The sequence below is a fragment of the Flammeovirga agarivorans genome (assembly GCF_012641475.1).
Lineage (GTDB): Bacteria > Bacteroidota > Bacteroidia > Cytophagales > Flammeovirgaceae > Flammeovirga > Flammeovirga agarivorans.
Window position 1 is genome coordinate 557,617 of the sequence record NZ_JABAIL010000003.1, and the last position, 24,547, is coordinate 582,163.

General features: G+C 34.8%; 19 protein-coding genes. 13 read left to right on the forward strand and 6 right to left on the reverse strand.

Translation table 11 applies throughout. The features are described from left to right. The 9 genes from HGP29_RS11315 to HGP29_RS11355 all read left to right on the forward strand — a co-directional run bounded on the left by HGP29_RS11315 (window position 1) and on the right by HGP29_RS11355 (window position 9,452). Window positions 1-1,119 (forward strand): hypothetical protein, encoded by a 1,119-nt coding sequence (locus HGP29_RS11315; RefSeq protein ID WP_168882514.1) that lies wholly within the window; start codon window positions 1-3, stop codon window positions 1,117-1,119. A 121-nt stretch (window positions 1,120-1,240) separates the two neighbouring features. Continuing rightward, the gene (locus tag HGP29_RS11320) at window positions 1,241-1,897 is read left to right on the forward strand and encodes a DUF3299 domain-containing protein (RefSeq protein ID WP_168882515.1); all 657 of its coding nucleotides are present in this window, start codon (window positions 1,241-1,243) and stop codon (window positions 1,895-1,897) included. A 7-nt stretch (window positions 1,898-1,904) separates the two neighbouring features. Further along, window positions 1,905-3,242 carry an amidohydrolase family protein gene (locus HGP29_RS11325; protein WP_168882516.1) on the forward strand — a complete coding sequence of 446 codons (1,338 nt, stop codon included), beginning with the start codon at window positions 1,905-1,907 and terminating at the stop codon, window positions 3,240-3,242. Between the two features lie 79 nt (window positions 3,243-3,321). Next, window positions 3,322-4,038 (forward strand): ABC transporter ATP-binding protein, encoded by a 717-nt coding sequence (locus HGP29_RS11330; RefSeq protein WP_168882517.1) that lies wholly within the window; start codon window positions 3,322-3,324, stop codon window positions 4,036-4,038. Further along, complete coding sequence (locus tag HGP29_RS11335) at window positions 4,010-5,230, forward strand: ABC transporter permease (protein ID WP_168882518.1); 1,221 nt, start codon at window positions 4,010-4,012, stop codon at window positions 5,228-5,230. The genes HGP29_RS11330 and HGP29_RS11335 overlap by 29 nt, the downstream gene beginning before the upstream one ends. Window positions 5,231-5,242: 12 nt before the next feature. Then, window positions 5,243-6,523 carry a carbohydrate porin gene (locus tag HGP29_RS11340; RefSeq protein ID WP_168882519.1) on the forward strand — a complete coding sequence of 427 codons (1,281 nt, stop codon included), beginning with the start codon at window positions 5,243-5,245 and terminating at the stop codon, window positions 6,521-6,523. 10 nt (window positions 6,524-6,533) lie between these two features. After that, window positions 6,534-7,712: a DcaP family trimeric outer membrane transporter gene (locus HGP29_RS11345; protein ID WP_168882520.1), complete on the forward strand. Its 1,179-nt coding sequence runs from the start codon at window positions 6,534-6,536 to the stop codon at window positions 7,710-7,712. Window positions 7,713-7,719: 7 nt separating this feature from the next. Continuing rightward, window positions 7,720-8,715, forward strand: coding sequence for a hypothetical protein (locus HGP29_RS11350; RefSeq protein ID WP_168882521.1), 996 nt, complete (start codon window positions 7,720-7,722; stop codon window positions 8,713-8,715). An 11-nt stretch (window positions 8,716-8,726) separates the two neighbouring features. After that, window positions 8,727-9,452 (forward strand): outer membrane beta-barrel protein, encoded by a 726-nt coding sequence (locus HGP29_RS11355; protein WP_168882522.1) that lies wholly within the window; start codon window positions 8,727-8,729, stop codon window positions 9,450-9,452. Here HGP29_RS11355 and HGP29_RS11360 read toward each other — a convergent pair. Together HGP29_RS11360 and HGP29_RS11365 are read right to left on the reverse strand one after the other, a co-directional pair. After that, window positions 9,449-10,285, reverse strand: coding sequence for a sugar phosphate isomerase/epimerase family protein (locus HGP29_RS11360; protein ID WP_168882523.1), 837 nt, complete (start codon window positions 10,283-10,285; stop codon window positions 9,449-9,451). The two genes, HGP29_RS11355 and HGP29_RS11360, sit on opposite strands and share 4 nt — an antisense overlap. A gap of 199 nt (window positions 10,286-10,484) precedes the next feature. Beyond that, window positions 10,485-11,075, reverse strand: a complete 591-nt coding sequence (locus HGP29_RS11365; protein WP_168882524.1) for an NAD(P)H-dependent oxidoreductase — start codon at window positions 11,073-11,075, stop codon at window positions 10,485-10,487. A gap of 100 nt (window positions 11,076-11,175) precedes the next feature. Here HGP29_RS11365 and HGP29_RS11370 point away from each other — a divergent pair, with 100 nt between their 5' ends. Both HGP29_RS11370 and pafA read left to right on the forward strand, forming a co-directional pair. Continuing rightward, a complete protein-coding gene (locus tag HGP29_RS11370; RefSeq protein WP_168882525.1) occupies window positions 11,176-12,105 on the forward strand; it encodes a LysR family transcriptional regulator in 930 nt (309 codons plus the stop codon). Window positions 12,106-12,241: 136 nt separating this feature from the next. Next, window positions 12,242-13,894, forward strand: coding sequence for an alkaline phosphatase PafA (gene pafA, locus HGP29_RS11375; protein ID WP_168882526.1), 1,653 nt, complete (start codon window positions 12,242-12,244; stop codon window positions 13,892-13,894). 94 nt (window positions 13,895-13,988) lie between these two features. On the opposite strand, the gene HGP29_RS11380 is transcribed toward pafA, so the two are convergent. The 4 genes from HGP29_RS11380 to HGP29_RS11395 form a co-directional block, all read right to left on the reverse strand. Then, on the reverse strand, window positions 13,989-15,293 hold the full coding sequence (locus HGP29_RS11380) for a TolC family protein (RefSeq protein WP_168882527.1): 1,305 nt from the start codon (window positions 15,291-15,293) through the stop codon (window positions 13,989-13,991). Beyond that, window positions 15,293-18,325, reverse strand: coding sequence for an efflux RND transporter permease subunit (locus HGP29_RS11385; protein ID WP_168882528.1), 3,033 nt, complete (start codon window positions 18,323-18,325; stop codon window positions 15,293-15,295). Before HGP29_RS11385 ends, HGP29_RS11380 begins: the two co-directional genes overlap by 1 nt. Window positions 18,326-18,329: 4 nt before the next feature. After that, a complete protein-coding gene (locus tag HGP29_RS11390) occupies window positions 18,330-19,418 on the reverse strand; it encodes an efflux RND transporter periplasmic adaptor subunit (protein ID WP_168882529.1) in 1,089 nt (362 codons plus the stop codon). A 193-nt stretch (window positions 19,419-19,611) separates the two neighbouring features. Continuing rightward, window positions 19,612-21,507 (reverse strand): hypothetical protein, encoded by a 1,896-nt coding sequence (locus HGP29_RS11395; protein ID WP_168882530.1) that lies wholly within the window; start codon window positions 21,505-21,507, stop codon window positions 19,612-19,614. A 293-nt stretch (window positions 21,508-21,800) separates the two neighbouring features. On the opposite strand from HGP29_RS11395, the gene HGP29_RS11400 reads away from it, so the two are divergent. Both HGP29_RS11400 and HGP29_RS11405 read left to right on the forward strand, forming a co-directional pair. Next, the gene (locus HGP29_RS11400; RefSeq protein ID WP_168882531.1) at window positions 21,801-23,363 is read left to right on the forward strand and encodes an arylsulfatase; all 1,563 of its coding nucleotides are present in this window, start codon (window positions 21,801-21,803) and stop codon (window positions 23,361-23,363) included. An 89-nt stretch (window positions 23,364-23,452) separates the two neighbouring features. Beyond that, window positions 23,453-24,445, forward strand: a complete 993-nt coding sequence (locus HGP29_RS11405; RefSeq protein ID WP_168882532.1) for a helix-turn-helix domain-containing protein — start codon at window positions 23,453-23,455, stop codon at window positions 24,443-24,445. Window positions 24,446-24,547 lie beyond the last annotated feature (102 nt).

Consider the following 24,547-nt stretch of genomic DNA (forward strand, 5'->3'; position numbering starts at 1 on the left):
ATGAAAATTTCATTTTCGAACTCTGGTCTATTTGCTTTTTTTCTTCGTCCCATCAAATCGAATAGTTTAAAGACGCTGTTGATCATTCTGATCGTATGGCTACCGATTGTTGTAGGAGCTTTTTTAATGAAAGGTGAGCATACTACTCTCTCAATAGTCAATGATTTTGAGTTTCATATTCGCTTTCTAATACTTATTCCATTAGTCATTCTGATGGAGAAAAAAGTAGATCAGCCTTTTAATGATTTTTTAATCCAAACGAAGGGGATTATTCTTAAAGATGAAGCCAATAGATTTCAAAAAGTAATCAATAATATCGCTTACATCACAAAATATAATGTTGCAGAACTACTGTATTTCGCACTGTTCTATTCCTTGTTATTTTTATATTGGGAGGATGTAGTTACCTCTTCAAATAAGGAATACTTTTTTGATATTGGAACAAAAGATTTGAATAGTATAGGGTGGTATTATTTGCTTGTATCACTTCCTTTTTTTCAATTACTTATTTTCCGTTGGGTTTTTAGGTGGGTAATTTGGGTTTGGATGTTATATAGAGTAAGTACTTTGAAATTAAATATTGATCCCGTACATGCAGATGGAATGGGTGGACTAGAGTACATAAATCTTATTCCATTTTTATTTAGCTTCTTGTCATTCTTAATCTCTTCAATCATTGCCACTCATATGGGTTCTGATATTGTTTTTGGGGCTGAAAAGCTAAAAGCATTGTCTATTCAAATTATCTTCTTTACTATTTTCTTTCCTCTTTTAAATTACCTTCCACTTCTGTTTTTCGTTAGAAAAATGTTTAAGGCAAAGACTGAAGGAATTCTTATGTTTGGGCGTCTGATCAGAGAGCACAATACTGATTATTTTTCGAAATGGATATACAAACGAGATGATAAGGATACCTTGTTAGGCAGTGTAGACAATTCATCACTTGCTGATATTAATGGCAGTTATGCAATGAATCAGTCTCTGCGTTTATTTCCAATAAATTCCAACTTTTTCCTCATTACAGTCGTAGTTAGTGCTTTCCCTTATTTTCCATTATTACTTACTCAATACTCAATAATAGACCTGTTTAAACAGCTTGTGGTACATTTCATTTCTTAAAAGTTAAAAAAAGTTAACCAAATTCAAGGTGAATTACACCTTTTTTTACACCCTTGATATATTGCAATTTTATGTGTCAGTTTTGATATTTGTTTACACGACTATTTTCTACTGACTTTCGATGAAAAAAGCACTCTTTATATTAATTACAGCCTTTCTATCTTTCAATCTTTCTGCTCAAGACTATCAAGAGTTGGATTGGGATAACCTGTTACCTGAAAACATTAGTTTTGATGATCCCTTTAAAGATTTATCAAGGTCTCAGTTATTGGATTTGAAAGAAATAGCCTATCTCATCAATAAAAAGAAGGCTTCACCTGAAGACTTTCCTGAGGAGCACCAAGAAAAGCTACAACAAAAGGAGCAATCACTAAAGGAACAAGGTATTGATGCTCATTTCTTCCTTTCCAAAAGAGAAGAAATTAAGGAAAAACGACAGCAATTTGCAGAGGCTGTTGTAGAGGAACTTAACCATGAACAAGTTAAAATTCCTGGATTCTTATTACCCCTTAACTTCTCGGGACTTGAAGTGACAGAGTTTTTATTAGTTCCTTGGGTTGGTGCTTGTATACATACACCTCCACCAAATAAGAATCAGATCATTTATATCAAATTCGATAAAGGATATGAAGTAACCTCTCGATTTGAATCGGTCTGGATAACCGGAGAAATGACAACTCAAAGTGTATCAAAAGAACTTTATTTAGTGGATGGGAAAAGTGAGATTTTCACAGGTTACTCCATTCATGCAAACCAAATTTTATCATACGTAAAATAATAGCAAAATGAGAAAACTCTATCTAACTATATCTCTACTCTTTATGAGTGTGCTCTTAGTAGTGGCGCAAGCAAAGAAAGAGACAACACATATTCTTATTCAAAATGTGAAGGTATGGGATGGTAAAGGCAAAGAAATTGTCGATGCTGATGTCCTTATTGAAAATAACTTGATTAAGGAAGTAAAAAAGGGAATTAAAAAACCAAAAGGTGCTACAGTCATCGATGGAAAAGGATATACTTTAACACCCGGTTTGATCGACATGCATACACATATTATGCTTAATGGCCCCAAAGCTTTTTATACAGGGCAAGGCGATTATGATATGTTTGCTGTAGGTGCATGGGCGTACAGAGATATGAACCTTTTATTGGATCAAGGCTTTACTTCAATTAGAGATATTGCTGGTAATTCATTAGGTATTGCCAAAGCGAAGAAAAATAAATTGATGCAAGGTCCAAGAATTTGGTCTTCGGGTCCTGCGTTTAGTTCTACAGGTGGACATGGTGATGCTGGTTTATGGAACCAAATGCCGGATGAAGACAACCAACCAAATAAAACAATGAACTTGGCTGTTGCAGATGGTATACCTGATATTATCAAATTCGCGAGATGGAACTTTAGACACGGTGCTGCCTATGCTAAAATTATGGCTTCTGGTGGTGTTGCTTCTGAGTTTGATCCATTAGAGATTACTGAATATACAGAGGAAGAAATGCGAGAAATCGTAAAGATATGTGAGGACAATAAAACATATGCTACTATACATGCTTACCATGATGATGCTATTAATAGAGCATTAGATGCGGGTGTAAAGTGTGTAGAACATGGCTTCTTGATGTCTGAGAAAACAGTAAAAAGACTTGCTAACGAAAATATTGTTCTTTCTCTTCAGGGGTATGTAAGTACCGTCCAATTTGCTCAAGCATCACAAATTCCTTGGTTCTCTCCTGAACAAGTTAGAAAAGCAACGCAAGTAAATGAAGGGGCGAAACAAATGATTGAGTGGGTGAAAAAATACAATGTGTTTGTAGTGAGTGGTTCTGATATGTTTGCAGAGAATACTCCAAATGCTAAAATGAACATTACAGTCGAAAAGAACTTTGGTTGGGAACCATGGGAAATCTTACAACACAACACATATAATGCAGGAAAGGTATTAGCCATGTCTGGCCCGGCGAGAAACCCTTACAGAGAAGGTCCTATTGGGGTAATTGAGGTAGGTGCCTATGCGGATATTCTAATTTGGGAAAAAAGCCCTCTTGAAGATATTGAAAATGTAATGCCTAATGATAACATCAAATTGATGGTTCAGGACGGCGATGTATTAAAAAATACTTTATAGTCAATTCATAAAGCAGTGAGGTAAGTTATAGATATGACTTACTTCACTGCTTTTTGCTTTATAGTGAACCAAAAATTGAATGGAATCAGTTATTCATCTTTCAGATATAAGTTTTAATTGGAAGGATAATACTACACCTCTTTTCAATATTCCATCACTCACAATTCAAAAAGGGGAAAAGGTTTTATTGCAAGGGAGAAGTGGTAGTGGTAAGTCGACCTTTCTTCATTTAATTGGAGGTTTTTTGTCTTCAAATAAAGGAAAAGTATCCATTCTAGACCATGACCTTTCTGTATTTAGTCCTGCTGAAAAAGATCAATTTAGAGCAGATCATGTTGGCTATATTTTTCAGCAATTTAATTTAATTCCTTATCTATCGGTGATTGAAAATGTGGTATTACCGTTGCGCTTTTCTACCATTAGAAAATCTAAAGTAAGGAAAGAGGTGAATACAGAAGCCGAAAAACTATTATTGAAATTAGGAATTACTGTGAATTTACATGGTAGTGAAATCAATACATTAAGTGTAGGACAACAACAAAGAGTAGCAGCAGCAAGGGCTTTTATTGGTCATCCAGAAATTATACTGGCAGATGAACCTACTTCAGCCTTAGACAGCTATTCTAAAGCTCAATTTATGGATGTTTTACTTCAATTATGTAAGGAGAATAATGCTACATTAATTATGGTTAGCCATGATGAGACCCTGACATCTTATTTTGATCAAATTCTTCCAATTTCTACATTCAATTCTACTTCTGAAGCTCTTGAAAACAATCATTTACCTTTCATATAAAAGTATCAAGTACCGTAGATATACGTTCTTACTCAGTGTTCTTTCAATCGCTGTGAGTATCACTTTATTGCTGAGTGTATTGAAGTTAAAGCATCAGGTAAGGGAAAGTTTTGTAGATGGTATACAAGGTATAGATTTGATTGTTGGGGCTAGAAACAGTGAAATTTCCTTATTACTTTACAGTATCTATCATATTGGGTCACCGAATAATAATGTAAGTGAGCAATATTATCAGAAGCTAAAATCAAATAAAAATACTCGATGGATCGCTCCTTTTTCTATGGGTGATTCTCACAAAGGTTTTCCAGTTATTGGTACTACTTATTCGTATTTCAATCAATTAGAAAAGCCTGATATGGTGATATCAGATGATTTAAAAAGTAACCATATCATCATAGGGGCTAAAGTAGCGAATGAGCTAGGATATAAAATAGGAGACCAATTAATATTATCTCATGGGAATGGAGAACATAGTTTTATTGACCATGAGCATATTCATTTTAGAGTGTCCAAGATTCTTCCTTTACAAGGGACACATCTCGATAAATCATTATTTATTGGTATTGAACAAATGGGAGAGATGCATCAGCAGTTTCACTCGCAAGTGTTTGATCCTTTTGATGATACATCTATTGACCAAAAGAAATCTTACAGCGGATTAATTTTGAGTGTAAAGGAGAAGAATGGTTTACTTGGATTACAAAGAACGATCAATGATGATAAAGTCGAAGCACTAACGGCCATCTTACCGGCAGTAACAGTTTTAGAACTTTTTGAATTTATTGCTCCAATTGAGAAGGCATTAATAATGATCTCAATAATTGTATTTATTGTAGCTGTAATTGGTTTAATGACCACAGTATTGACCAGTTTAAATGAAAGAAAAAAGGAGATGGCTATTCTTCGTTCTCTGGGTGCAAGTCATATTCAGATTTTCTTCTTGATCGTTGTTGAAACTTGTGGTATCACTCTAATTGGTGAAGTATTAGGCATTGTGATTTATCAATGTTCAATTTTAGTGTTATCGCCATATATAACATTAAAAACAGGAATCACTTTAACACATCATTTTGAGTGGATTGAAATAATATCACTGCTCTTACTCTTTTTAACTAGTATTATATTCGGATTTATTCCGGCATATCAAAATTATAAAAACTCACTTCATAAAAATTTGATTATTGCTTATTAAATCATCAACTATATGAAAAAAGCTATACTCTCAATCTTATTTCTTCTGAACTGTATTGTTGTATACTCACAAGAAGAAAAAACGGAAGGTTACCAGAATGAAGACCAAATGGGTGGTCCAAAATCTATTGGTAGTCAACTAGAAGAAAATAACAATAAGTACACTTTTGAGTACCGCTACCCCATTAAAGTAATGAAGGGGTGGTACGATCTTAAGCAAAAAATTAATGACAATTACGGTATTCAATTCGGAGTGAATTATACTAGTTTATATGTTCATTCTACTGAGACGATTACTTCAGATAATAATCCAAATGCGGCAAGTGGAATTTTAGATATACAAGCCGGGTGGACTTTCCTAAACCGTAAAAAAGGAAAAAACACGGGTACGCTTTATTTTAAAATTGACTCTCGACATAACTACAATGGAAGAGATGCTACTTCACCTATGTTTCATGGTATTTTTGAATCAGGCTATTATGGTTTGCCAGGTGTAGGTTACAATGACTATACAATTCGTATGAGAGAATTGAACTGGCAACAGAACCTATTTGATAACAAACTCATCTTTGTGGTTGGTAAAGTAGATGTTACCAATTATTTCAATTTCCATGGATTAGTTGTTCCATGGCAACACTTTATCGGTTATGGTTCTTCTGTATCAGGTACAGTGAATTGGGCTGATCCAGGTTTGGGTGGAGTATTTTCTTATCGTCCAACGGAGTCTTTCTATATTATGGCCGGGATTACAGATGTAAGAGGAGAGTTGTATGAAGATGGGAAATTTCTAGATTTTGGAAATTATTTCTCGGATGGAAGGTTTGAATACCTAGTAGAAGTGGGATACGTACCGACGTTTGCAGAACGTTATTTCAAGAAAATTTCTGTGACCGCATGGTTATCTGATAGTTACACAACAACGACAGGAAGTGCAATTGGTCAAGGTCAAGGTATTGCTTTTTCTTCTCATTGGTTCTTCAAAGATCGATTCGCACCGTATGTCCGTTTTGGATTCTCTAATGGGGTAGGTGAAAATGCTTTTTACAAAAAGGATGTTCAAATTGGTCATGGACTACGCTTTAGAAACTATGACCTGTTAGGGACATCTGTAAGTTGGAATCAGCCAAATGTTGATGGTGCAAAAGACCAGTATACTGCAGAGGTATTCTATCGTTTTAATCTTACCGCCCACTTTGAAGTAACTCCAAGTGCTCAATTTGTTCAGAACCCAACTTTCAACCCAGAAGCTAATAACCTCTTTTACTTTGGTATTCGAGGTAGAATAACCCTATAATATAACTTTCATGAAATACTACACTACACTCTTTCTAGCATTTTTCTCTTGTTCGTTATTTGCCCAAGAATCTGATAATCTTTCTACTCCCAATACAACGTTTAAGTTTGGTGGGTATGTGAAAGCTGATTTTTTATTTACGAACTTTCATAATGGTGAGCTACCAAGAACAAGTCCAATGCGAGACATTCATTTTCCTGCGCAAATACCCGTTGGAGAAGAAGACTCGTTTAAGGATACCGACTTTCATGTCAAAGAATCAAGATTTAATTTTGATGTAAAAACTACCAAGTTAGGGAAAGAAATCCATGGTTTTCTTGAATTGGATTTTATGCTTTCAGGTCAAGGAAATGAAAATGTATCGAATTCATATGCGCCGAGATTAAGACACTTTTACTTTGAATGGGATCGTATGTTATTTGGGCAAACTTGGACCAACTTTATGGTAGTAGTGATCCCTAATGATTTGGACTTTTCTGGAGCACCTGAAGGAATTGTTTTTGTGAGACAGCCTCAGATAAGATATAAATACAAGACATGGTCGTTCTCAATAGAAAACCCAAATACAACAATCACAACAAACGATGTGACCAATATCGCAACAGCCAATAGCTATATTCCAGATATTACTGCAAAAAAGAAATTTCCATTGAAAAAAGGATTTGTTTCTGTTGCTGGAATAGTAAGGACTTTATTTAGCTCACAGCCCGAAGATTATAAGAGTTTTGGTTTTGGAATCACTTCTGGTGGCTTAATAAAGGTAGGAGAAAAAGGGGATGATTTTCGTTTTATGGCGACTTATGGAAATGGCTTGGGTAGATATATTGCATTAGGTTTTTTAAGTGCTGGATATGACAACGATACATCTCTGGAAAATATTTCTTCTATCAATGGTTATGTTGCTTATAATCACTACTGGTCTAAAGTCTTAAGTTCATCTTTTAATGTTTCTGGACTTACGTCAGATAATCCTTCAAATATCAACCCACAAGCCAATAAAGTAGCGTATAGTGCATCCGTCAACTTAAAATATGAACCGATAAAAGAAATGCTTTTAGGTATAGAGTTTAATTATGGATATAGAGAATTGGTGGATAATACATCAGGAGCATTTTCGAGAATACAATTAGCCGCTAGGTATAAGTTCGGTTACCATAATTCTGAAACATCAGAGAAATATATAAAGTAATACAATTATGACTAATAGAAAACTACTCTTACTAATACTATACACTTTTTCACTTTCCTTATTTTCTTTTAGTACTGTTAAAGCACAAGGGTTTGATTCTACACAAATAGGAAAAGAGTATCCTTATATATTACCTATTTTGGGAAAGAAGGCGTATACAAAAGGATATAAACTACCCAAACCTTTTGGTATTATGGCCAATTCGATTTTTACAAAACAAAATATTGTTCTTGAAAACTTCGCAATGGACTTCGTTTCATTAGGAGAAGAGCCGGAATTGGTAGATCTTAGTAGTATTATTGATTTTGGTACATCAAAAGTGAAGGTACTTACGGCAAACGCTAGAATTGATGCTTGGATCTTACCATTTTTAAGTGTGGGTGGATATTACGGACGCTTTAAAAGTGAAACAACTATTGCTCTTGAAAAACCTTTAAAACTAAATGCACAATCCAATAGTGATGGAGCTTATTGGGGCTTTAACTTCTTAGTAGTTGCTCCGCTTGGGCCTATTAATTTAGGAGTGGATTACAGTTGGTCTTGGTCGGATAACAATCTATTAGATAAACCTGTACTAGTGAATGTTGCTGGGATTAGAGCCATTAAAAATTGGCCTATACGCAATAAACCAGATATGTTTATTGGCGCTTGGGTAGGAGCACAGTTTCAGTTTCTAGATGCAAAAACATCAGGACAGGTAAGGTTGGGAGATGTAATAGATATCGATGGAGGAGCAAGACAGGATTTAGAGGATTGGTATCAAGCCATTGAAGACCCTAGTAGTTTACATGACTACCTTTACAATAAAATTGATGAAAGTTTGGATGATGTTGAAAATACTACCGTCTATTATGAGTTCGACAAAAGGTTAGAAAAAAATTGGAACCTTGTTGTTGGTGGACAATGGCAGATTAATAGAGAATGGCAAATTCGTACGGAAGCAGGCTTTTTACCAGGTAAGTACCAAATAATGCTCTCAGGTAATTATAGATTTGGTTTTTAAATATAAATTAGATGATCTCAACTTTTCGCAAGTTCTTTCTTATTAGCATTTTATTGACAGCCAGTGTAACTGTTAGTTATGGTCAGGCGGCTATCTTGGTTTTAATTTTTGGAGATAAAGTAGCTTCTGAAAATTTTCACCTCAGTTTGGATGTGGGGGCAAATACTTCTTTTTATGAGAATGCTCCCGGTGATACTCAAATTGGTTGGAACTTTGGTCTGGGGACACATACTAAAATCTCGGATAAGTTTCAGTTAGTTGGTGAGTTTAAAATGGTGAGTGACCGTAGTAGAAGAAATACTCCTCGTATTTTACCTGTTCCTGATTTTGCGGATACACTGATTTCTAAAAGCTCTACCTCATGGGATGTAAGATACTTTGATATTCCAATATTAGTACGCTATTCTTTATCGGATAGTTGGCACTTGAGTACAGGCCCCCAATTTTCATTTAAAGCCAAAGCAACAGAAATAACAGAGCTAGATCTTACGAATGGCAATGAAGCGACAATCAATCAAAATATTAAAGATTCATTCCGTTCAGTGAATTATAATTGGGCTTTTGAGGTAGTAAAAAGTTTTGGAAAAGTAAGAGAAGGAAAGGGTTTAGATGTAAGGCTACGATATGTTTTGGGTATGTCCAATGTATTTAGTGACCAAGTCTCGTTAACATCAAGAGTAGATGTTTTACAATTTATCGTTACCATTCCTTTTATAGAAACAAACCCACAAAACTAAAACAGACTTTTAATGTACATCAGACTTGTTTTAATACTTTCGTAAGTATCCTGAGAATAATCTTGTTCAATAAAGTAGCGACTTACTTTTTGCCTTTCAGCTTCTTGGAGTATTGTTGGGAAATCAATAATCCCTTTTCCAAGAGGTACATATTGATCTTGCGGCATTTTTTGGTCATCATATCTTTTTTCATGAAAAGAATGAATATCCTTTAGATGAATAGAAGAGACTCTATGCTCTAAATTCTTCAACATTTGTATCGGATGGATACCTGCAGCTTTTAACCAAAAGACATCTATTTCAAACTTAACTAATTCATTTTCTAAACGATCTATTAAAATTTGAAAAGGTGTAGTATGGTTATCTTCTATAAATTCAAAGGCATGGTGATGATAGGATAATGTGATGTTTGCTTCTTTACATTTTTCACCCATTTGATTGAGTGCGTCTGCCCACTTCTTAAAATCATCGATGGATCTTTCTTCTTCAAGTAAGTATCCTAAGGTAAGGTGATTGATACCTAATTGGTAGGCAAAATCGATAAGTGCATCAATAGTTTCTATTCCTTTGATTTTATGGATTCCTCTTTTATTTGCCAACGCCCAATTGTTGGTAAGATACGGCCATTGAAAGAACGAACTTTTTATTTCTAGACCAATGTTTGAAGTGTATTCTTGTAGGGAGGCAACCTGTTGTAAGTGCATACCTTCGAATCTTCTATAACCCAATTCATATAATTTCTGTAAACAGCATTCTGGATTTTTTTCTAATTCATGACGAACAGTCCATAATTGAAGGCCAATTTTATCTAATATTGATGTATCTAATTTCATTACAGAAAAGGAATGTTTTATAGAAGTTTTAAGAGAGGAAGTCTTATATTTTTGACTAACAACAAACGTAATTATCCTGTATTAGAATTACTATCAATTTTAAGCGATGAAGTATAAATGATGTAGCATTGAATAATAAGAGAAGAGGATATCTATTCATTCAAGGGTTGAACATGATTAGATATCCTCTATTTATATTTTATATAGACAGTTGGCTTAAAAAGGTATTATAGTTTTGAAGTTCTTTAGGAACATCTGCATTTTTTTCCATGTCATAGAAATGATGAGTATCGATTAGTTCCATGCCTGTAAACGCATTCATTCTGTGGAATCCAAACATAACACCTTCATCTACGCTTTTTTGTTGGAAAAACTCATTTTCCATAGTAAATGCGGTATGTGGTGCATTCCAGCTTGTAGTCAATATATATTTTTTTCCATGAAGTTGTCCACCAGTACCATAATTGATTTCGGGATTTTTACGGCTTCTTCCATCATGTTTGTAGATACCATTCTGATGACCTGCTGTAAATACTTGATCGATATATTCTTTAAAACCGTTCGGTACTTGGAACCACCAGATGGGCACATGATAAACAACTACATCTGCCCATTTAAAGTTTTCTACTTCCGCGTCTGGGTCATATGCATCACCAATTTGAGTTGTTCTGACTTGGTATTCTTCTTTCGAAGAAAAGTACTCACTTGTAAATTCTGATAATGTTTTATTAAACTTTCCTCCTGAATGTGCGAATGGGTGTGCTGCGTTGATAATAAATATGTTTTTCATCTTCTTTTTGTTTTTATTTATTACAAAAGTATAAGCTGTTTTAGTATCATAAAAATAATACATTTTATACCTTTGTATTAAAATATTAATAGATGGTGAAATGGTAAATTTAGAATGGTATAGAACCTTTAAAGAGGTTTATGAAAATGGCACACTAACAAAAGCAGCCAATGCATTATATTCTTCTCAACCAGGTGTAAGTGTACACCTCAATGCATTGGAAGCTTATATAGGAAAAAAACTATTTGAAAGGACTTCCAGAAAAATGATTCCTACAGAAGAGGGTAAGTTTCTCTATGAATATATTATTGCATCTATTGAAAAATTAGAAAAAGCGGAACAACACTTTAGAAGGACTACACAAGAAAGAAAACCATCGCTACATATTGGGATGTGTTCAGAGATGTTTCAACTGATTTTAGAAGATGAAGTACCTCATTTTCAGTTTGACCTTATTGCTAAGTTTGGAAGCCATATAGACCTTATTAAAGATTTGAATAATGGCTTATTAGATTTAGTGATTACTCCAAAAACTCCTGATATTAAAAACAGTACCATTAAATATACTCCATTTTCGAAAGAAAGAATCGTGATGATTGCCGGTAATAAAGTAGATACGGATGCAATCTCAAAGCTAATTCAAGATAAAAAATGGAAAGAACTGGATACCGCTTTACAAGAAAATACTTGGTATAGTGCGTCTAATGAAATGGAACATTTTAGACGTTTTTGGTTTGAGAATTTAAATAAAAAACCAGGTTTTAAACCCAATTTTATTCTACCAAATATCACATCTATTATACGATGTTTGTATCATGCTGAAGGCTTGGCTTTAGTCCCTGACTTTTTATGTAAGCAAGCGATTGCAGATAAAAAAATCAAACTGGTTTGGGAAGGCAAGGTTAGTACTGATAACACTTTATATTTTGCCTCAAGATCAAATTTAAAATCAAAAGAGGAGCTCAATATTATAGAGGATATTTTTGTCAATAAATTCAATGAAATTGCTTCTATTGAGTATCACAAGTAACATTTTAACAGATTATAAACCTTAACAAACTTCAGATGTTATCTCAGTTTTACTATTGTATGAATAATTGATATTCTGCTTCAAAATTTCACAAAAGATCTATTGATTTGCCGGCATATTCAATTAGATCAAACCAATGAAGAGACTATCTAACAAATTAAACTTTTTCGTTCTTTTAAGCATTTTGTGTAATTATAGTATTGCACAGACTCCAGAAGAAAACCCAAAATTAATTGTAGGCATCGTCGTCGACCAAATGCGCTATGATTATATTTCTAGATACTGGTCCAAATATTCCGACGGAGGCTTTAAGAGATTATTCAACGAGGGTTTTTCTACATCAAACGGATACTTTAATTATGCGCCGACCAAAACAGGGCCAGGGCATGCTTCCATCTATACAGGTACTACACCTGCTTACCATGGTATTGTAGCCAATGAATATTATAGCAGAGATGAGCAGAAAGAAGTGTATTGTGCCGATGATGAAAATGAAAATACAATAGGCGCCGATACACAAGATGGAAAGATGTCTCCTCGCAGATTAATGGCAACTACTTGGACAGATGAACTGAAATTGGCGACCAATCAGCAATCGAAAATTATATCCATCAGTATGAAAAATAGAGGAGCAGTATTTCCTGCTGGCCACTTGGCTGATGGTGCTTTCTGGTTGGATGATAGCACAGGCAATTGGATCTCAAGTTCTTTCTATATGGATAAATTACCACAATGGGTGGCCGAAGAGAACGAAGGTAAAAGGAGAATTGATGAATTTGCGGCCATGAAATGGGAAACATTACTTCCTATGGATGCCTATACAGAAAGTATAAGTGATGACAATAACTACGAGAAGTTATTTCCGGGTGAAAAAACATCTACTTTCCCTCATGATCTTAAGAAGATTATTAAAGCAGCTAAGAAAAACAAGTTTGGGTATGTAAAGAAGAGCCCTTACGGAAATACCCTAACAACTGAACTAGCATTAAAAGCTATTGAAGTAGAAAATTTAGGAAGAAACTCATCGACAGATGCCCTTTTATTGAGCTACTCATCAACAGATAAGATTGGCCATATGTTCGCTCCAGCTTCTATCGAAGTGGAAGATACCTATCTTCGATTAGACCTTGAATTAAAGGAATTATTCGAAACTTTGGATAAGAAAATAGGAATGGAAAATGTTGTAATTTTCTTAACCGCAGACCATGGTGGATCACATAATCCACAATATTTAAAGGACCTAAAATTACCTTCAGACTTTTATGATGAAGAAGCAATTTTAGCAGAAGTAGAAAATGAGCTAAGTAAGACCTATGGGGCAGGGAAATGGATTGTTTATGGAGGTGTTTCTGAAATCTATCTAAATAGACCGTTGATTAAACAAAAGGGATTACAGCTGATTGAAGTACAAACGAAAGTTGCTGATTTGATGCTTTCCCATTCTTGTTTTAGGGACGTTTTAATTGGTGAGAATTTAAGGTTAAATGAGTATCAAAAAGGGTATACTGCTTTATACGATAATAGCTATAACGTAAGGAACTCACCAGATGTGATTGGTGTATTTGCAGGGAATTATTATGATAAACATAGCAAAAAAGGAACTGGACATAGTACTGCCTTTACGTATGATACTCATATTCCTATCATGATGATGGGCTGGAAAATCCCTCATAAAGTGTCTGATCAAAAAGTATATATCACAGATATTGCTCCAACTATTTGTTCTTTCTTACACATCAATCCACCATCAGCTTGTTACTATAATCCCATTCAAGGGATATTAAAATAAAACAAAATAGAGTATTTATATCTTGAACATTAAAAAAGGCCAACCAATTTGGGAGGCCTTTTTTCATCTACCGTCATGTAATCTGTATTTCTATTTAGTTGTAAAGTTCACCGGTGGCTCTAATTAAATTAGAACGTTTTACCATATGGTTCACTTTTGCGTTAATGTAAGCGACATAAGCCGCCTGCCAATTAATCTGAGCATTGATCACCTCAATAATAGGGGCTAACCCGTCTTGATATCGATCTGTAATCAAATGCAAGTTTTCATTGGCGTTGGATAAAGAATTCTCAGTAAGTATCACACGTTTAGTTGATTCATCCAATAGGTATTGTGCTTCACTGATATCCAAAACAATCTGATCCGTAACTTTTTCTTTTTGTAGAACTGCAATATTTGTCTGAATAGTTTTTGCTGCTATTTCTCTTTTCTTCTTCCCACCATGATATATCGGCATGGCAAAACCAATTCCTGCATAATAGTTTCCTTCGGCACCTCTTCCAAATTGAGGTGATGGAGCACCATACAATCCTTTAGCATATACATGTAATGAGCCTTTGTATTTAGAGGCAGTAAGGTCTTTTAGGGCTTGCGAAGCTCTAACTTCAGCTTCTGCTTGTTTTAATTCCCCTCTTTGTGTTAATCCTCTTTCTACTACATTATTGGTGTTGAATACAAAATTTTCAAACTTTACACTATCTTGAATAGCTGTTGGAATATTGACATCAACACCCATCAATCTGTTTAATTCCATAATAGAAACCTTCAGTTCGTTTTCTGCTTGTAAGACCTGTAAATCAGCATCGTTGAGCTTCACCTGAGCCATTAATAGATCATTTTTGCTGACAATCTCAGCGTCATATTTATTCTTGGCCACTTCTACTAATTTTTCTACTGAAACCTTATACTCTTGAGCTAAAGCAAGAAACTCCTTTCGACCTACAGATTGCCAATAATGTTGATCAGCATAATGTACCAATTCATTTCCTGTTAGGTTTTCGACTGCCAGCTGGATATCTTTTTTCGATTCTTGAAGTCTTACATTTGACTTCACTCTACCACCATTATATATATCCTGTCTGATAGTAACATTGGCATTGTAGTTATGATGAATAGGAAGCCATTCATCTGCGGGAGCACCCACAGGCTTTAGGTTTGTGGGATCAAAAGGTCTGCCTGTATAATTGTATTTTACACCAGCATCAATTCTAGGACCTTTATCGGATTCGGCCGCCTTGATATTAGCATCTGCAGCTTGTACACCTAATTGGGCAGAGCGAATATCTTGATTGTATTCCACTACCTTTTCTCTATATTTTTTGATATCCATGATGTCTTGAGCTACCGCCCCCTGAAGGGCGATAACTAATATGGAAAAACATGCAACTAATTGTTTCATTACAGTTGAGGCTTTTTAAGATTAAAGAAAATAGCGTAAAGTATTGGTAAGACGATAAGGGTTGCAATTGTAGCAGCAAAGAGTCCACCCATAATCGCTGCCGCCATACCACCAAATAATGGATCTTTGATAATTGGAGCCATTCCAAGAATTGTGGTCGCAGCGGCCATGGCTACAGGTATCGTTCTTGACAATGCAGACATGATCAAGGCATCGTATTCACCTAAACCATTATTCATTTCTATTTCAATCTGCTCTACCAAGACAATGGCATTTTTGATCACCATCCCTACTAATCCTAGTAAGCCTAGAATTGCCATAAATCCGATGGTCTGACCAAAAACTTTCATACCCAAGATGATACCAACCCAAATGAGTGGGAGAATTCCAAGAATTACCAATGGCTTTCTATACCCTTTAAATAGAACCAATAACACAGCGACCATAAGTACTGCTGCAATAGGTAATGGAGCAGAAATGGCCTCATTAGATTGTGTCTGATAGCGTTTTAGTCCATCCCAAAACAGGGTATACCCTTCTGGTAATTCCATACTTTCAATAAGAGGAACTACTGCTTCTTCTACTTCTGGCGATTCAAAACCAAATTCTACATCACATTGTGCTGCAATCATTCGTTGACGATTGAATCTCCATAACCATGCTTCTTCGAAACCGACCTCATAATGATCAATGATTTGATCCATTTGGATCGTTTTTCCTTCTTCAGAAATAACAGGGATGGCACCAAGGTTATTATTGTCATACGATTTTCTTGAGACATCTTTTACAAGTATGGGCATACGTTTATCTCTTTCTCTGTAAACGCCTACATTTATGCCTTCTCTCATCATACGAGTTGCTGTAGCAATATTACCTTTTGAGATGCCTGCTCTCCTTGCTTTTTCTTCAGAGTAAATGGGTTTCCAGAAAGGTGTTTTTTCTCTCCAATTGTCTCTGACATTTTGAGTTGTACTAACAGATCTCATTCTTCTCTTTGCCTCTTCTACAAGTTCTCTTAAAACTTCTGGGTCAGGGCCTAAGAAACAAGCTTCCAAATCTGCTCTTGGAGTGGGAGCCGCTTTAAACTGTTGGAAGATAGTCATTGCATGAGGCAAGTGTTCTGCACTATACTTTTTTGCTTTATCAAGTACTTCCTTTACTTTTTCAGCATCATGTACTTCGATCAAGAAAGAAGCTAGGTTTTTAGCATTCGACCATGAAACAGAAGCTAAATAATACCTTGGGGGAGTACTTCCAATAGTGATGGATACATTTTTCACTTCCTCTTGTTCCAACAACCAATTTTCTAATTGTTTACTGTCTTCATAAGTGAAGTTGATAGGTGCATCATTTGGAAGCCAGTAATCTACTTTAAATAATGGTTTTTCTACAAAAGGGAAGAAGCTTTGTTTCACTGAGTTTCCCCATAAAGTAAAGAGTACAAAAATACCTATCACACCACTTAAACTCCACCATCTTTTTTCGATTAATTTCTCTATGACTTTTTTATACGCTCTAAAAAATTTGTTGTCGTAAGGGTCAGCGGTTGTTTTCGGTGCCTTCAACATAAAATCACCATAGACGACCGTTTGTGTTAAAGCGAATACCCAACTTAGTAATAACGAAATGGACAGTACGTAAAATAAAGGCTGGATTGTTTCTGCGGTATCATCTGTTGCCATAGCTAATGGTAAGAAGGAGAAGATAGCAATAAATGTAGCGCCAAATAGTCCCCATTGAGGAACAGAGGCTCCATTGACTAAAGCTTCTTTTTTGCTAACCCCTCGTTTCATGGCATTGATCGCGTTGTCGGCCACTACAATTGCATTATCCACCAACATACCCATTGCAATAATAATTGCAGCAAGTGTTGTTCTATTTAGTGTGAGACCAATTTGATCCATGAAAACGAGGGTGGTAACAATCGCAAAAACTAAACTTGTACCAATTAGTAAGCTAGGTCTTACCCCCATGGCAAATACAAGAATTAATACAACGATGATTACTGACATCACTAAGTTGTCGATGAAATCCATATTAGCATTTTCGGCTACTTCATTCTCATGGTAAAGACCAACAAGTTCTAAACCTACAGGAATTGTAGCTTGTAATGCAGTAAGTTTTTCTTCTACAGCATGACCCGTTTCAACGATGTTTAAACCAGATTCATTTGCAATGGCAATACCAATAGCAGGTTTCCCGTTTACTCTCATCAAAACCTCTGCAGGGTCTTGGAATCCTTTAGAAACTTTTGCGATATCACTTAGTCTAAATTCTAATGACTTACCTTTTACTATCAGGTTTTTAATATCTTCTAAAGATTGAAAACCATTTGTCGCATCTACTTTTACGGCACTTCTTCCAACGTTGAAAGTACCTCCATCAACTACCTTATTGTGTTTTCTGATGGTATTAAAAACCTCTTGAGGACTGATTCCTAAATTAGAAAGTTTACTTTGATCGATCTCAACGTCAATAACAGGTTGTTGTTCACCGTATAAATCAATTTTTGATACTCCTTTTATAGGCTTTAGACTTTTTTGAATGTATATGGCATAATCTCTAAGTGTAGTTGCATCAATACCATCTTCTGCGGTTAAGGCATAATACATTCCTAATACATCACCGAAATTATCATTGATATTAGGCACACCTGCACCTTCTGGCAATTGTATTTCGGCATCTCTAACTCTTCTTCTAATTTCATCCCATTTTTGTTGTAGTTGGTCAGGATTGTAATTAGGAACAATTTCTACATCAATCTGAGAGAGCCCGTTTCTGGATTCAGATTTTATCTGCTTTAAATGACCTACCTTTTGAAGTTCTTTTTCTATAACTTCAGTTACTAATTCTTCTACTTCCCATTGGGTTGCTCCAGGAAACTCTGTTGTGATAATAACTTGTTTTATAGTAAAAGGAGCATCTTCTTGTTTACCAAGTTTGAAGAAAGAACTAATGCCTGCCACTAATAGAATTACAAGAAAAAAGTGAATGACTTTTTTATTTTCTATGGCATATTTAGAAATACTCATGATCTTATTGTTTTGCTATTTTTGAAGTCGTTGGATTGAAGTCGAGGACACGCACCTTTTGTCCATTTTGAAGAAGATTGCCACCGTATTCTACAATCTGTTCGCCGTTTTGTAATCCACCTAAAACTTGAATCTGATTAGTACCCGATAAAGCTCCTATTTGAATATCCTTGGTCTTCACTGTATGCGATGTTTTATCATAAGTCATCACTACATTTTTATTTTTTGATTGAACGATTGAATGGATTGGGATTAAAAAAATATTCTCTTTTACAGAGTAATCATTAAAGTGCATATCTACTTTACAGCTCATTCCAGCACCAATTGGGAAGTCATTCTTGATCTTTTGTAAATCAGTTAAATACAAATAAACAGGGAATCCAGATGCACCTTCCGCTTTTGCTCCGACTTCTTTAATTACGGCCTTGAAAGTTGTATTTGGATAAGCATTTACGCGAACATCAAAAGACTCAACCTGATCTATATACCTTACAAAACTTTCTGGAATGTAGAATTTTACTTCAGTATCTGAGAAGTCTAGAAGGCTTGCAATACCTTGTTTTGCTCTCACTTCCTGAAAATTTTCTACCATTTTTTCAGATACCACAGCATCAAAAGGAGAGTAAATCTTAGTGTCTTTTAGTGCATTTTGGGCATCCTCATAATTGGATTGAGCAATCAGGAAAGCAGCTAATTTTTGATCATATTCATTTTGTGGAATGGATTGCTTTTTTAATAACCCTTCATATCTATTTTTTTCGGCTTCAGCTTGAATATATTTTGCTTTCTTCGCCTGTAGTTCCACAATAAAATCTCTATCATCTATTTCAGCAATCAGTTGACCTTTTTTGATTTTTTGGCCTACTTCAGCATTTAGTTTTACCAATGGTCCTCCAACCCTAAAGGAAAGAATTGAGGCTTTGGTTTCTTTTGTTATAGCAGGGAATGTCTTATCAACAGAAGCATTATTGGATTGTACGGTTAATAGTTTAACTGGACGAATGACTTCCTTTTTTGTTTGTTCTTCTTCACTACATCCTATTAAAAATAGGAGCGGTAAGAAGTATTTGAAGATAGATGATTTTTTGTTCATGATGTTTCTTAAAACTATAATTTGATAATAATAGTTGATTGAACGATTGAATAGTTTTGTTGGTTGTTATAGTTGTGTTAATGAGATTAAAATGAGTGATATCTTTTTGATAAAAAAATAAGCCCAAGAATAATTCCTCGGACTTATTGTAAAAATGTGATATTAAGATGATGTCTGAAGTGATCTGATTACCTTAGTTTACATCGCTTACTTTTAGGATGTTATAGCCATCCAAAACATCATCTTTTTGTTCTAGAATATCAGAAATACCTTCATTTTTCTGAGCTTCCTCTTCTAATTCTATCCACACATCATAATGAAAATCTGATAGTAACTTTTTGACGTCTTTCTTATATTCTTTATTTACCCCATTCTTAAATTTTAAATATTCCTCTGGGATATGACCAAATTCGTAAAGAGCAGCTGTAAGTTCAATGCTTTTCTTTTTTAGCAGTGCTTTCCATTGCGTTTGAGTAGCATGATCTATTAAGAACCTTTTATACATTCTGTTGGTCTCAAAACTAGCTGTTAGATCACTACAATAATCACCCATTTCTTTATCAAGATTAGTAAAAGTATACGTTAACCAATCCATTCGTTCAGGTGTAGAGATAATGGCTTTTGGTGTTTCATATTGAATAAACTTTTTCCCATATCTCTCAGCATAAACTTTAACTTTACCTTCTTGCTTTGGAATTAAAAATTCATTGATTCCTTGTTTTGCTTCCCCCACATAATCGCCATTTGCATAAATTTTGGCAGGAGCATTCAGTAATGTCACAATTTCTATTTGATCTTCTTCTCCTTCATCAAATGGATTTTGACCATATTTTACAGTGACATTCGTCTTATTCATATACTTAGAATCATAGGCTTTATAAGAAGTCATTACTACTTCCTTCTCTACATATTCTTGCTTATTGATCCACAAGTTTTTGTAATAGTTGATAAGAATACCAAAACTGTATCCATGGTGCATTTCTGGGGCGATATGCGTACCATCATCAAAATAATTCCAACTTGACAAATCAATAAGGTCTACATTGTTTTTTACAGCGATCGCTAAATCGGTTCTAAATTTATAGGTGAGCTTTTTATTGTGAGCTCTTAAATAAACGAGATCAGGATTTATTTCTTTTGCCCATTTGGAGTTGATATTTAGTTTCTTGTTGTTCTTTTTGAGATTCAGACTGATCCCTAAATAATCGGGCATCACTACTTGAAATACTGGCTTATTTCTTCTTCGGCATAATTCGGCAATTCTTATGTAATTATTTTCATTATATAGAGCGTATTTACTAATTGTTATGGCAGCAAAAAGATCTAATACTCTATTGTTATAAGATTCGTTAGAAAGGTACTTTGTTTCAAAAACATACGCCAGTTTAGTATTTACTTCAGATTCTATCTTGTCAAAAGTTTCTCTAATCTTATTTAGATTCGTAAGAGAAGAGACATTTCTTATACTTTTAAATTGTTGGTGTGATGCATCGATAATATTATCGGTATAACTCGTGAATACAACGATTTCTTCCTGATTATTACGCATCCATTTCTTAGAGAAGTTGGTGCTTTTATAAAGCGCTGATAAAATACGTACGGTAGCATCGTACATTTCCTTTTCAGAAATTTTATTGGCATTTCTTTTAAAGTTGACATCTAATGTAAAGCTGAAATCAATATTTCGTTCTTCAGCGGTTTTTATATAAGCAGTGATGATTTCTACATACTTCTTGATATAAAAATTATTAGCATTGATAAAAACAGGAAATTTAAATCCATCGATCCCTGTTTTTTTAGCCATCAACATTTCATAGGCTACTGCATCCTCTAATTCCATAGGGTTGACCATATTGATGACTAAAGGGATATATGTCCTATACGCCCCGTTGACAGAAGTAGAATCACATCCTAGTAAGTTTTCATACTTCATCCCTTTAAGGAAAGCATAGTTTTTACTGTAATTTAATAGGGGTTGGTTAATGGCAATAACCATCTTCTTCTTAAAAAAATTGGAAGATTTTTGAGCATAAGATGTCTTGATAAAAATAAGACTAAAAAGAGTTATTATGAGAGGTAGTTTTTTCATGGTTTCTAAACATGTAGTTTTTTCAATAGCTTATTGATGTCCAAATACGTCTATTCTTTTAATAATTGTGACCATGTATTTTTTTAATCACAGCACAATTGTTTTTGTGTTATCAATTAGTAAAATCTGTGCTCAAGTCTAAAAAGTTTCCATTTTTAAGATTAATATCAAATTAGGCTAATATTTGACGTTTTAGGTATATTATTACCAATAAAGAGACTCGTTATGTATAGTAAGCTGTTAGATAAGACAGATAAGTATATAGTTATTTCTATCAAATTAGATTACGAAAAATGAAAAAAGCATTATTACTAGTACTTTCCTTTTTTTCTGTTATTCAGTTGATTGCAGACGATCAACCGACAAAAAAAGATCCTAAAAAGCCAAACATTGTCATTCTTTGGGGTGATGATATCGGACAGTTCAACCTATCTTTCTGGAATAGAGGGCAAATGGGTTATGAAACTCCGAATATCGATAGAATTGCCGAAGAAGGAATCGCATTTACTGATTACTATGGTGAGCAGTCTTGTACAGCAGGACGTTCTTCATTCCTTACAGGTCAGAACCCAATTCGTTCTGGTTTAGCAAAAGTGGGTTTACCGGGTGCAGATGCTGGTTTCAGAAATGAACATCCATCTATCGCTTGGTTACTAAAAAGAGAAGGGTATACTACTGCTCAATTTGGTAAAAACCACTTCGGTGATAGAGACGATATGTTACCAACAAACCATGGTTTTGATGAGTTCTACGGTAACCTATACCACTTAAATGCTGAGGAAGAGCCTGAGCACCCAGATTACCCTCAAGACGAATGGTTCAAAGAAAAATTTGGCCCAAGAGGTGTTATTCACTCTTATGCTGATGGTCGTATTTCAGATACAGGTCCATTAACTAAGAAAAGAATGGAAACTGTAGACCGTGAAATTACTACACGTACTTTAGAGTGGATCGATGAAAGATCTAAAGACGATAAGCCTTTCTTCTTATGGTACAATACAGTAGGTATGCACTTCCCAACGTATCCTGCAGATGATATTAAAGGTATCTCGGGTCAAGGTGGAGACTCATTCTATGCTGATGCGATGGTGGATCATGATAGAAACATCGGTAAGATCTTGGAAAAATTAGAAAAGTTAGGGTTAATGGAGAATACAATCATTATGTATTCTACAGATAATGGTCCTCACTACAACGAATGGCCTGACGGTGCGGTAACTCCTTACCGTTCGGAGAAAAACTCCAACTGGGAAGGTGCTTACAGAGTTCCTTGTCATGTCATGTGGAAAGGTCATATTCCAGAAGGTAAAATCTTAAAAGGTATCGTATCACACCAAGATTGGTTACCAACGTTAATGTCTTTAGCGGGCAAGGACGATATTAAAACTGAGCTAGAAGGTGGTATCGATTACGCTGGTCGTAAAGTTCAAACGACAATTGATGGATTTAACATGATGCCTTACTTCTTAGGTCAAGTGGATGAATCACCACGTCACAACTTTATTTATACTTCTGATGATGGAGATATTACAGCGGTTAGAATGGACGATTGGAAAGTAGTTTTCATGGAACAAAGAGCACATGGTATGCAATTATGGGCAGAACCATTTGTAACATTAAGATTACCTAAGATCTTCAATATCAGAAGAGACCCATACGAAAGAGCAGACACAGATTCTAATTCATATTGGAACTGGGTAGCGAAAAGAGCGCCTTGGATCTACAAAGGTGGTGCTACAGCGGGTATGTTTATTCAATCGCTTTACAAGTACCCACAAATTGAGAAAATTGATTCGTTCTCTATTGATCAAACAATGGAAGATTACAAGCAGTGGAACGAGGAAAGACAAAAGTAGTATCCTAATTACATTCTAGTTGAATCAAAACATGTTTTCTTATTTACCCCCGGGCTTTTCTGCTTGGGGGTATCTTTTTATTTTTGAAAATGATGAGAACACTCAATTATAAAGAAGGCTCAATGCGATCGATTATTGATCAGACATTGGAATTCGAAGGCGGAGCTTATAACAAGCAGGTGTACTTGGTGAATACCGATTATGTAAAAGGAAAAAGTAAATATTTTCAGTTACAGTCAGGAATTGAATTTTCTGTCAATACTTTTACCTATAAAGAAGATACCAAGGCGATATTTCATGGAGATAAAGAATCGGATCGTTTTATCTGTTTTCGCTTTACTTATGATGGAGATATCACACAAGCGAGTATTGATGCACATAATATCAATGACAGCAATAATGCAGACATCATTGTTTATGATACCTCAGTAACGACAGAATTTGTTTTCAAAAAAGGTGAAACACAAAAATGGGTTGGTGTCCGAATCAATAGGGCAGTAATGGAAAATGATGAACATCTCTTTAAAGAGTTTTTCGGTGATATTTTTACCAAAGAGAAAGGAAACGAATGGTTTCTATATGACAGCACTCCTTTGGAAATCCATATTTTGCTTAAAGACATTTATGCTATTGATGAAACGAAAACACCAATCATTCAAAATACATTATTAGTAGCGCGCTCCAGTGAAATGATCAGTATTTTCTTTGATCGTTTGATGAACAGAACTCATAAACCTAATAAGGGACTGCATTCACAAGATTTTGAGCAACTGCTACTCGTTAAAGATCACTTGTTATCGTCTTTAGATGATGTGCCTTCTTTGGATGAGTTATCAGAGATGTATGGGTTCTCCGTATCAAAATTAAGAAGAGATTTCCAACAAGTCTTTGGCACCTCTATTATCAAGTTTCACCTCAACTATAGATTGGAGAAAGCTAAAATTATGTTGGCTTCCAAATCTGTGAACATACAAACAGTCTCCAGAGCTTGTGGGTTTAAGTCATCTTCAAAGTTTTCATTTTATTTCAAGAAAAAATACGGGATTAAACCGAAGGAATTGGCTAAAAAGTACTTCCAATAAGAACGAATCACTCTTATTTTATACATAACAAAAAGTAGAAGCTGAAAGTCAAATTAGAATCAATAAAAATTATCAAAACAATTATTATTAGTGTATAAAATA

Excerpts from the sequence above, each read along its gene's own strand:
- HGP29_RS11315 (WP_168882514.1), top strand. The coding sequence starts at position 1 with ATGAAAATTTCATTTTCGAACTCTGGTCTATTTGCTTTTTTTCTTCGT.
- HGP29_RS11320 (WP_168882515.1), top strand. The coding sequence starts at position 1,241 with ATGAAAAAAGCACTCTTTATATTAATTACAGCCTTTCTATCTTTCAAT.
- HGP29_RS11325 (WP_168882516.1), top strand. The coding sequence starts at position 1,905 with ATGAGAAAACTCTATCTAACTATATCTCTACTCTTTATGAGTGTGCTC.
- HGP29_RS11330 (WP_168882517.1), top strand. The coding sequence starts at position 3,322 with ATGGAATCAGTTATTCATCTTTCAGATATAAGTTTTAATTGGAAGGAT.
- HGP29_RS11340 (WP_168882519.1), top strand. The coding sequence starts at position 5,243 with ATGAAAAAAGCTATACTCTCAATCTTATTTCTTCTGAACTGTATTGTT.
- HGP29_RS11345 (WP_168882520.1), top strand. The coding sequence starts at position 6,534 with ATGAAATACTACACTACACTCTTTCTAGCATTTTTCTCTTGTTCGTTA.
- HGP29_RS11350 (WP_168882521.1), top strand. The coding sequence starts at position 7,720 with ATGACTAATAGAAAACTACTCTTACTAATACTATACACTTTTTCACTT.
- HGP29_RS11355 (WP_168882522.1), top strand. The coding sequence starts at position 8,727 with ATGATCTCAACTTTTCGCAAGTTCTTTCTTATTAGCATTTTATTGACA.
- HGP29_RS11360 (WP_168882523.1), bottom strand. The coding sequence starts at position 10,285 with ATGAAATTAGATACATCAATATTAGATAAAATTGGCCTTCAATTATGG.
- HGP29_RS11365 (WP_168882524.1), bottom strand. The coding sequence starts at position 11,075 with ATGAAAAACATATTTATTATCAACGCAGCACACCCATTCGCACATTCA.
- HGP29_RS11370 (WP_168882525.1), top strand. The coding sequence starts at position 11,176 with ATGGTAAATTTAGAATGGTATAGAACCTTTAAAGAGGTTTATGAAAAT.
- pafA (WP_168882526.1), top strand. The coding sequence starts at position 12,242 with ATGAAGAGACTATCTAACAAATTAAACTTTTTCGTTCTTTTAAGCATT.
- HGP29_RS11380 (WP_168882527.1), bottom strand. The coding sequence starts at position 15,293 with ATGAAACAATTAGTTGCATGTTTTTCCATATTAGTTATCGCCCTTCAG.
- HGP29_RS11385 (WP_168882528.1), bottom strand. The coding sequence starts at position 18,325 with ATGAGTATTTCTAAATATGCCATAGAAAATAAAAAAGTCATTCACTTT.
- HGP29_RS11390 (WP_168882529.1), bottom strand. The coding sequence starts at position 19,418 with ATGAACAAAAAATCATCTATCTTCAAATACTTCTTACCGCTCCTATTT.
- HGP29_RS11395 (WP_168882530.1), bottom strand. The coding sequence starts at position 21,507 with ATGAAAAAACTACCTCTCATAATAACTCTTTTTAGTCTTATTTTTATC.
- HGP29_RS11400 (WP_168882531.1), top strand. The coding sequence starts at position 21,801 with ATGAAAAAAGCATTATTACTAGTACTTTCCTTTTTTTCTGTTATTCAG.
- HGP29_RS11405 (WP_168882532.1), top strand. The coding sequence starts at position 23,453 with ATGATGAGAACACTCAATTATAAAGAAGGCTCAATGCGATCGATTATT.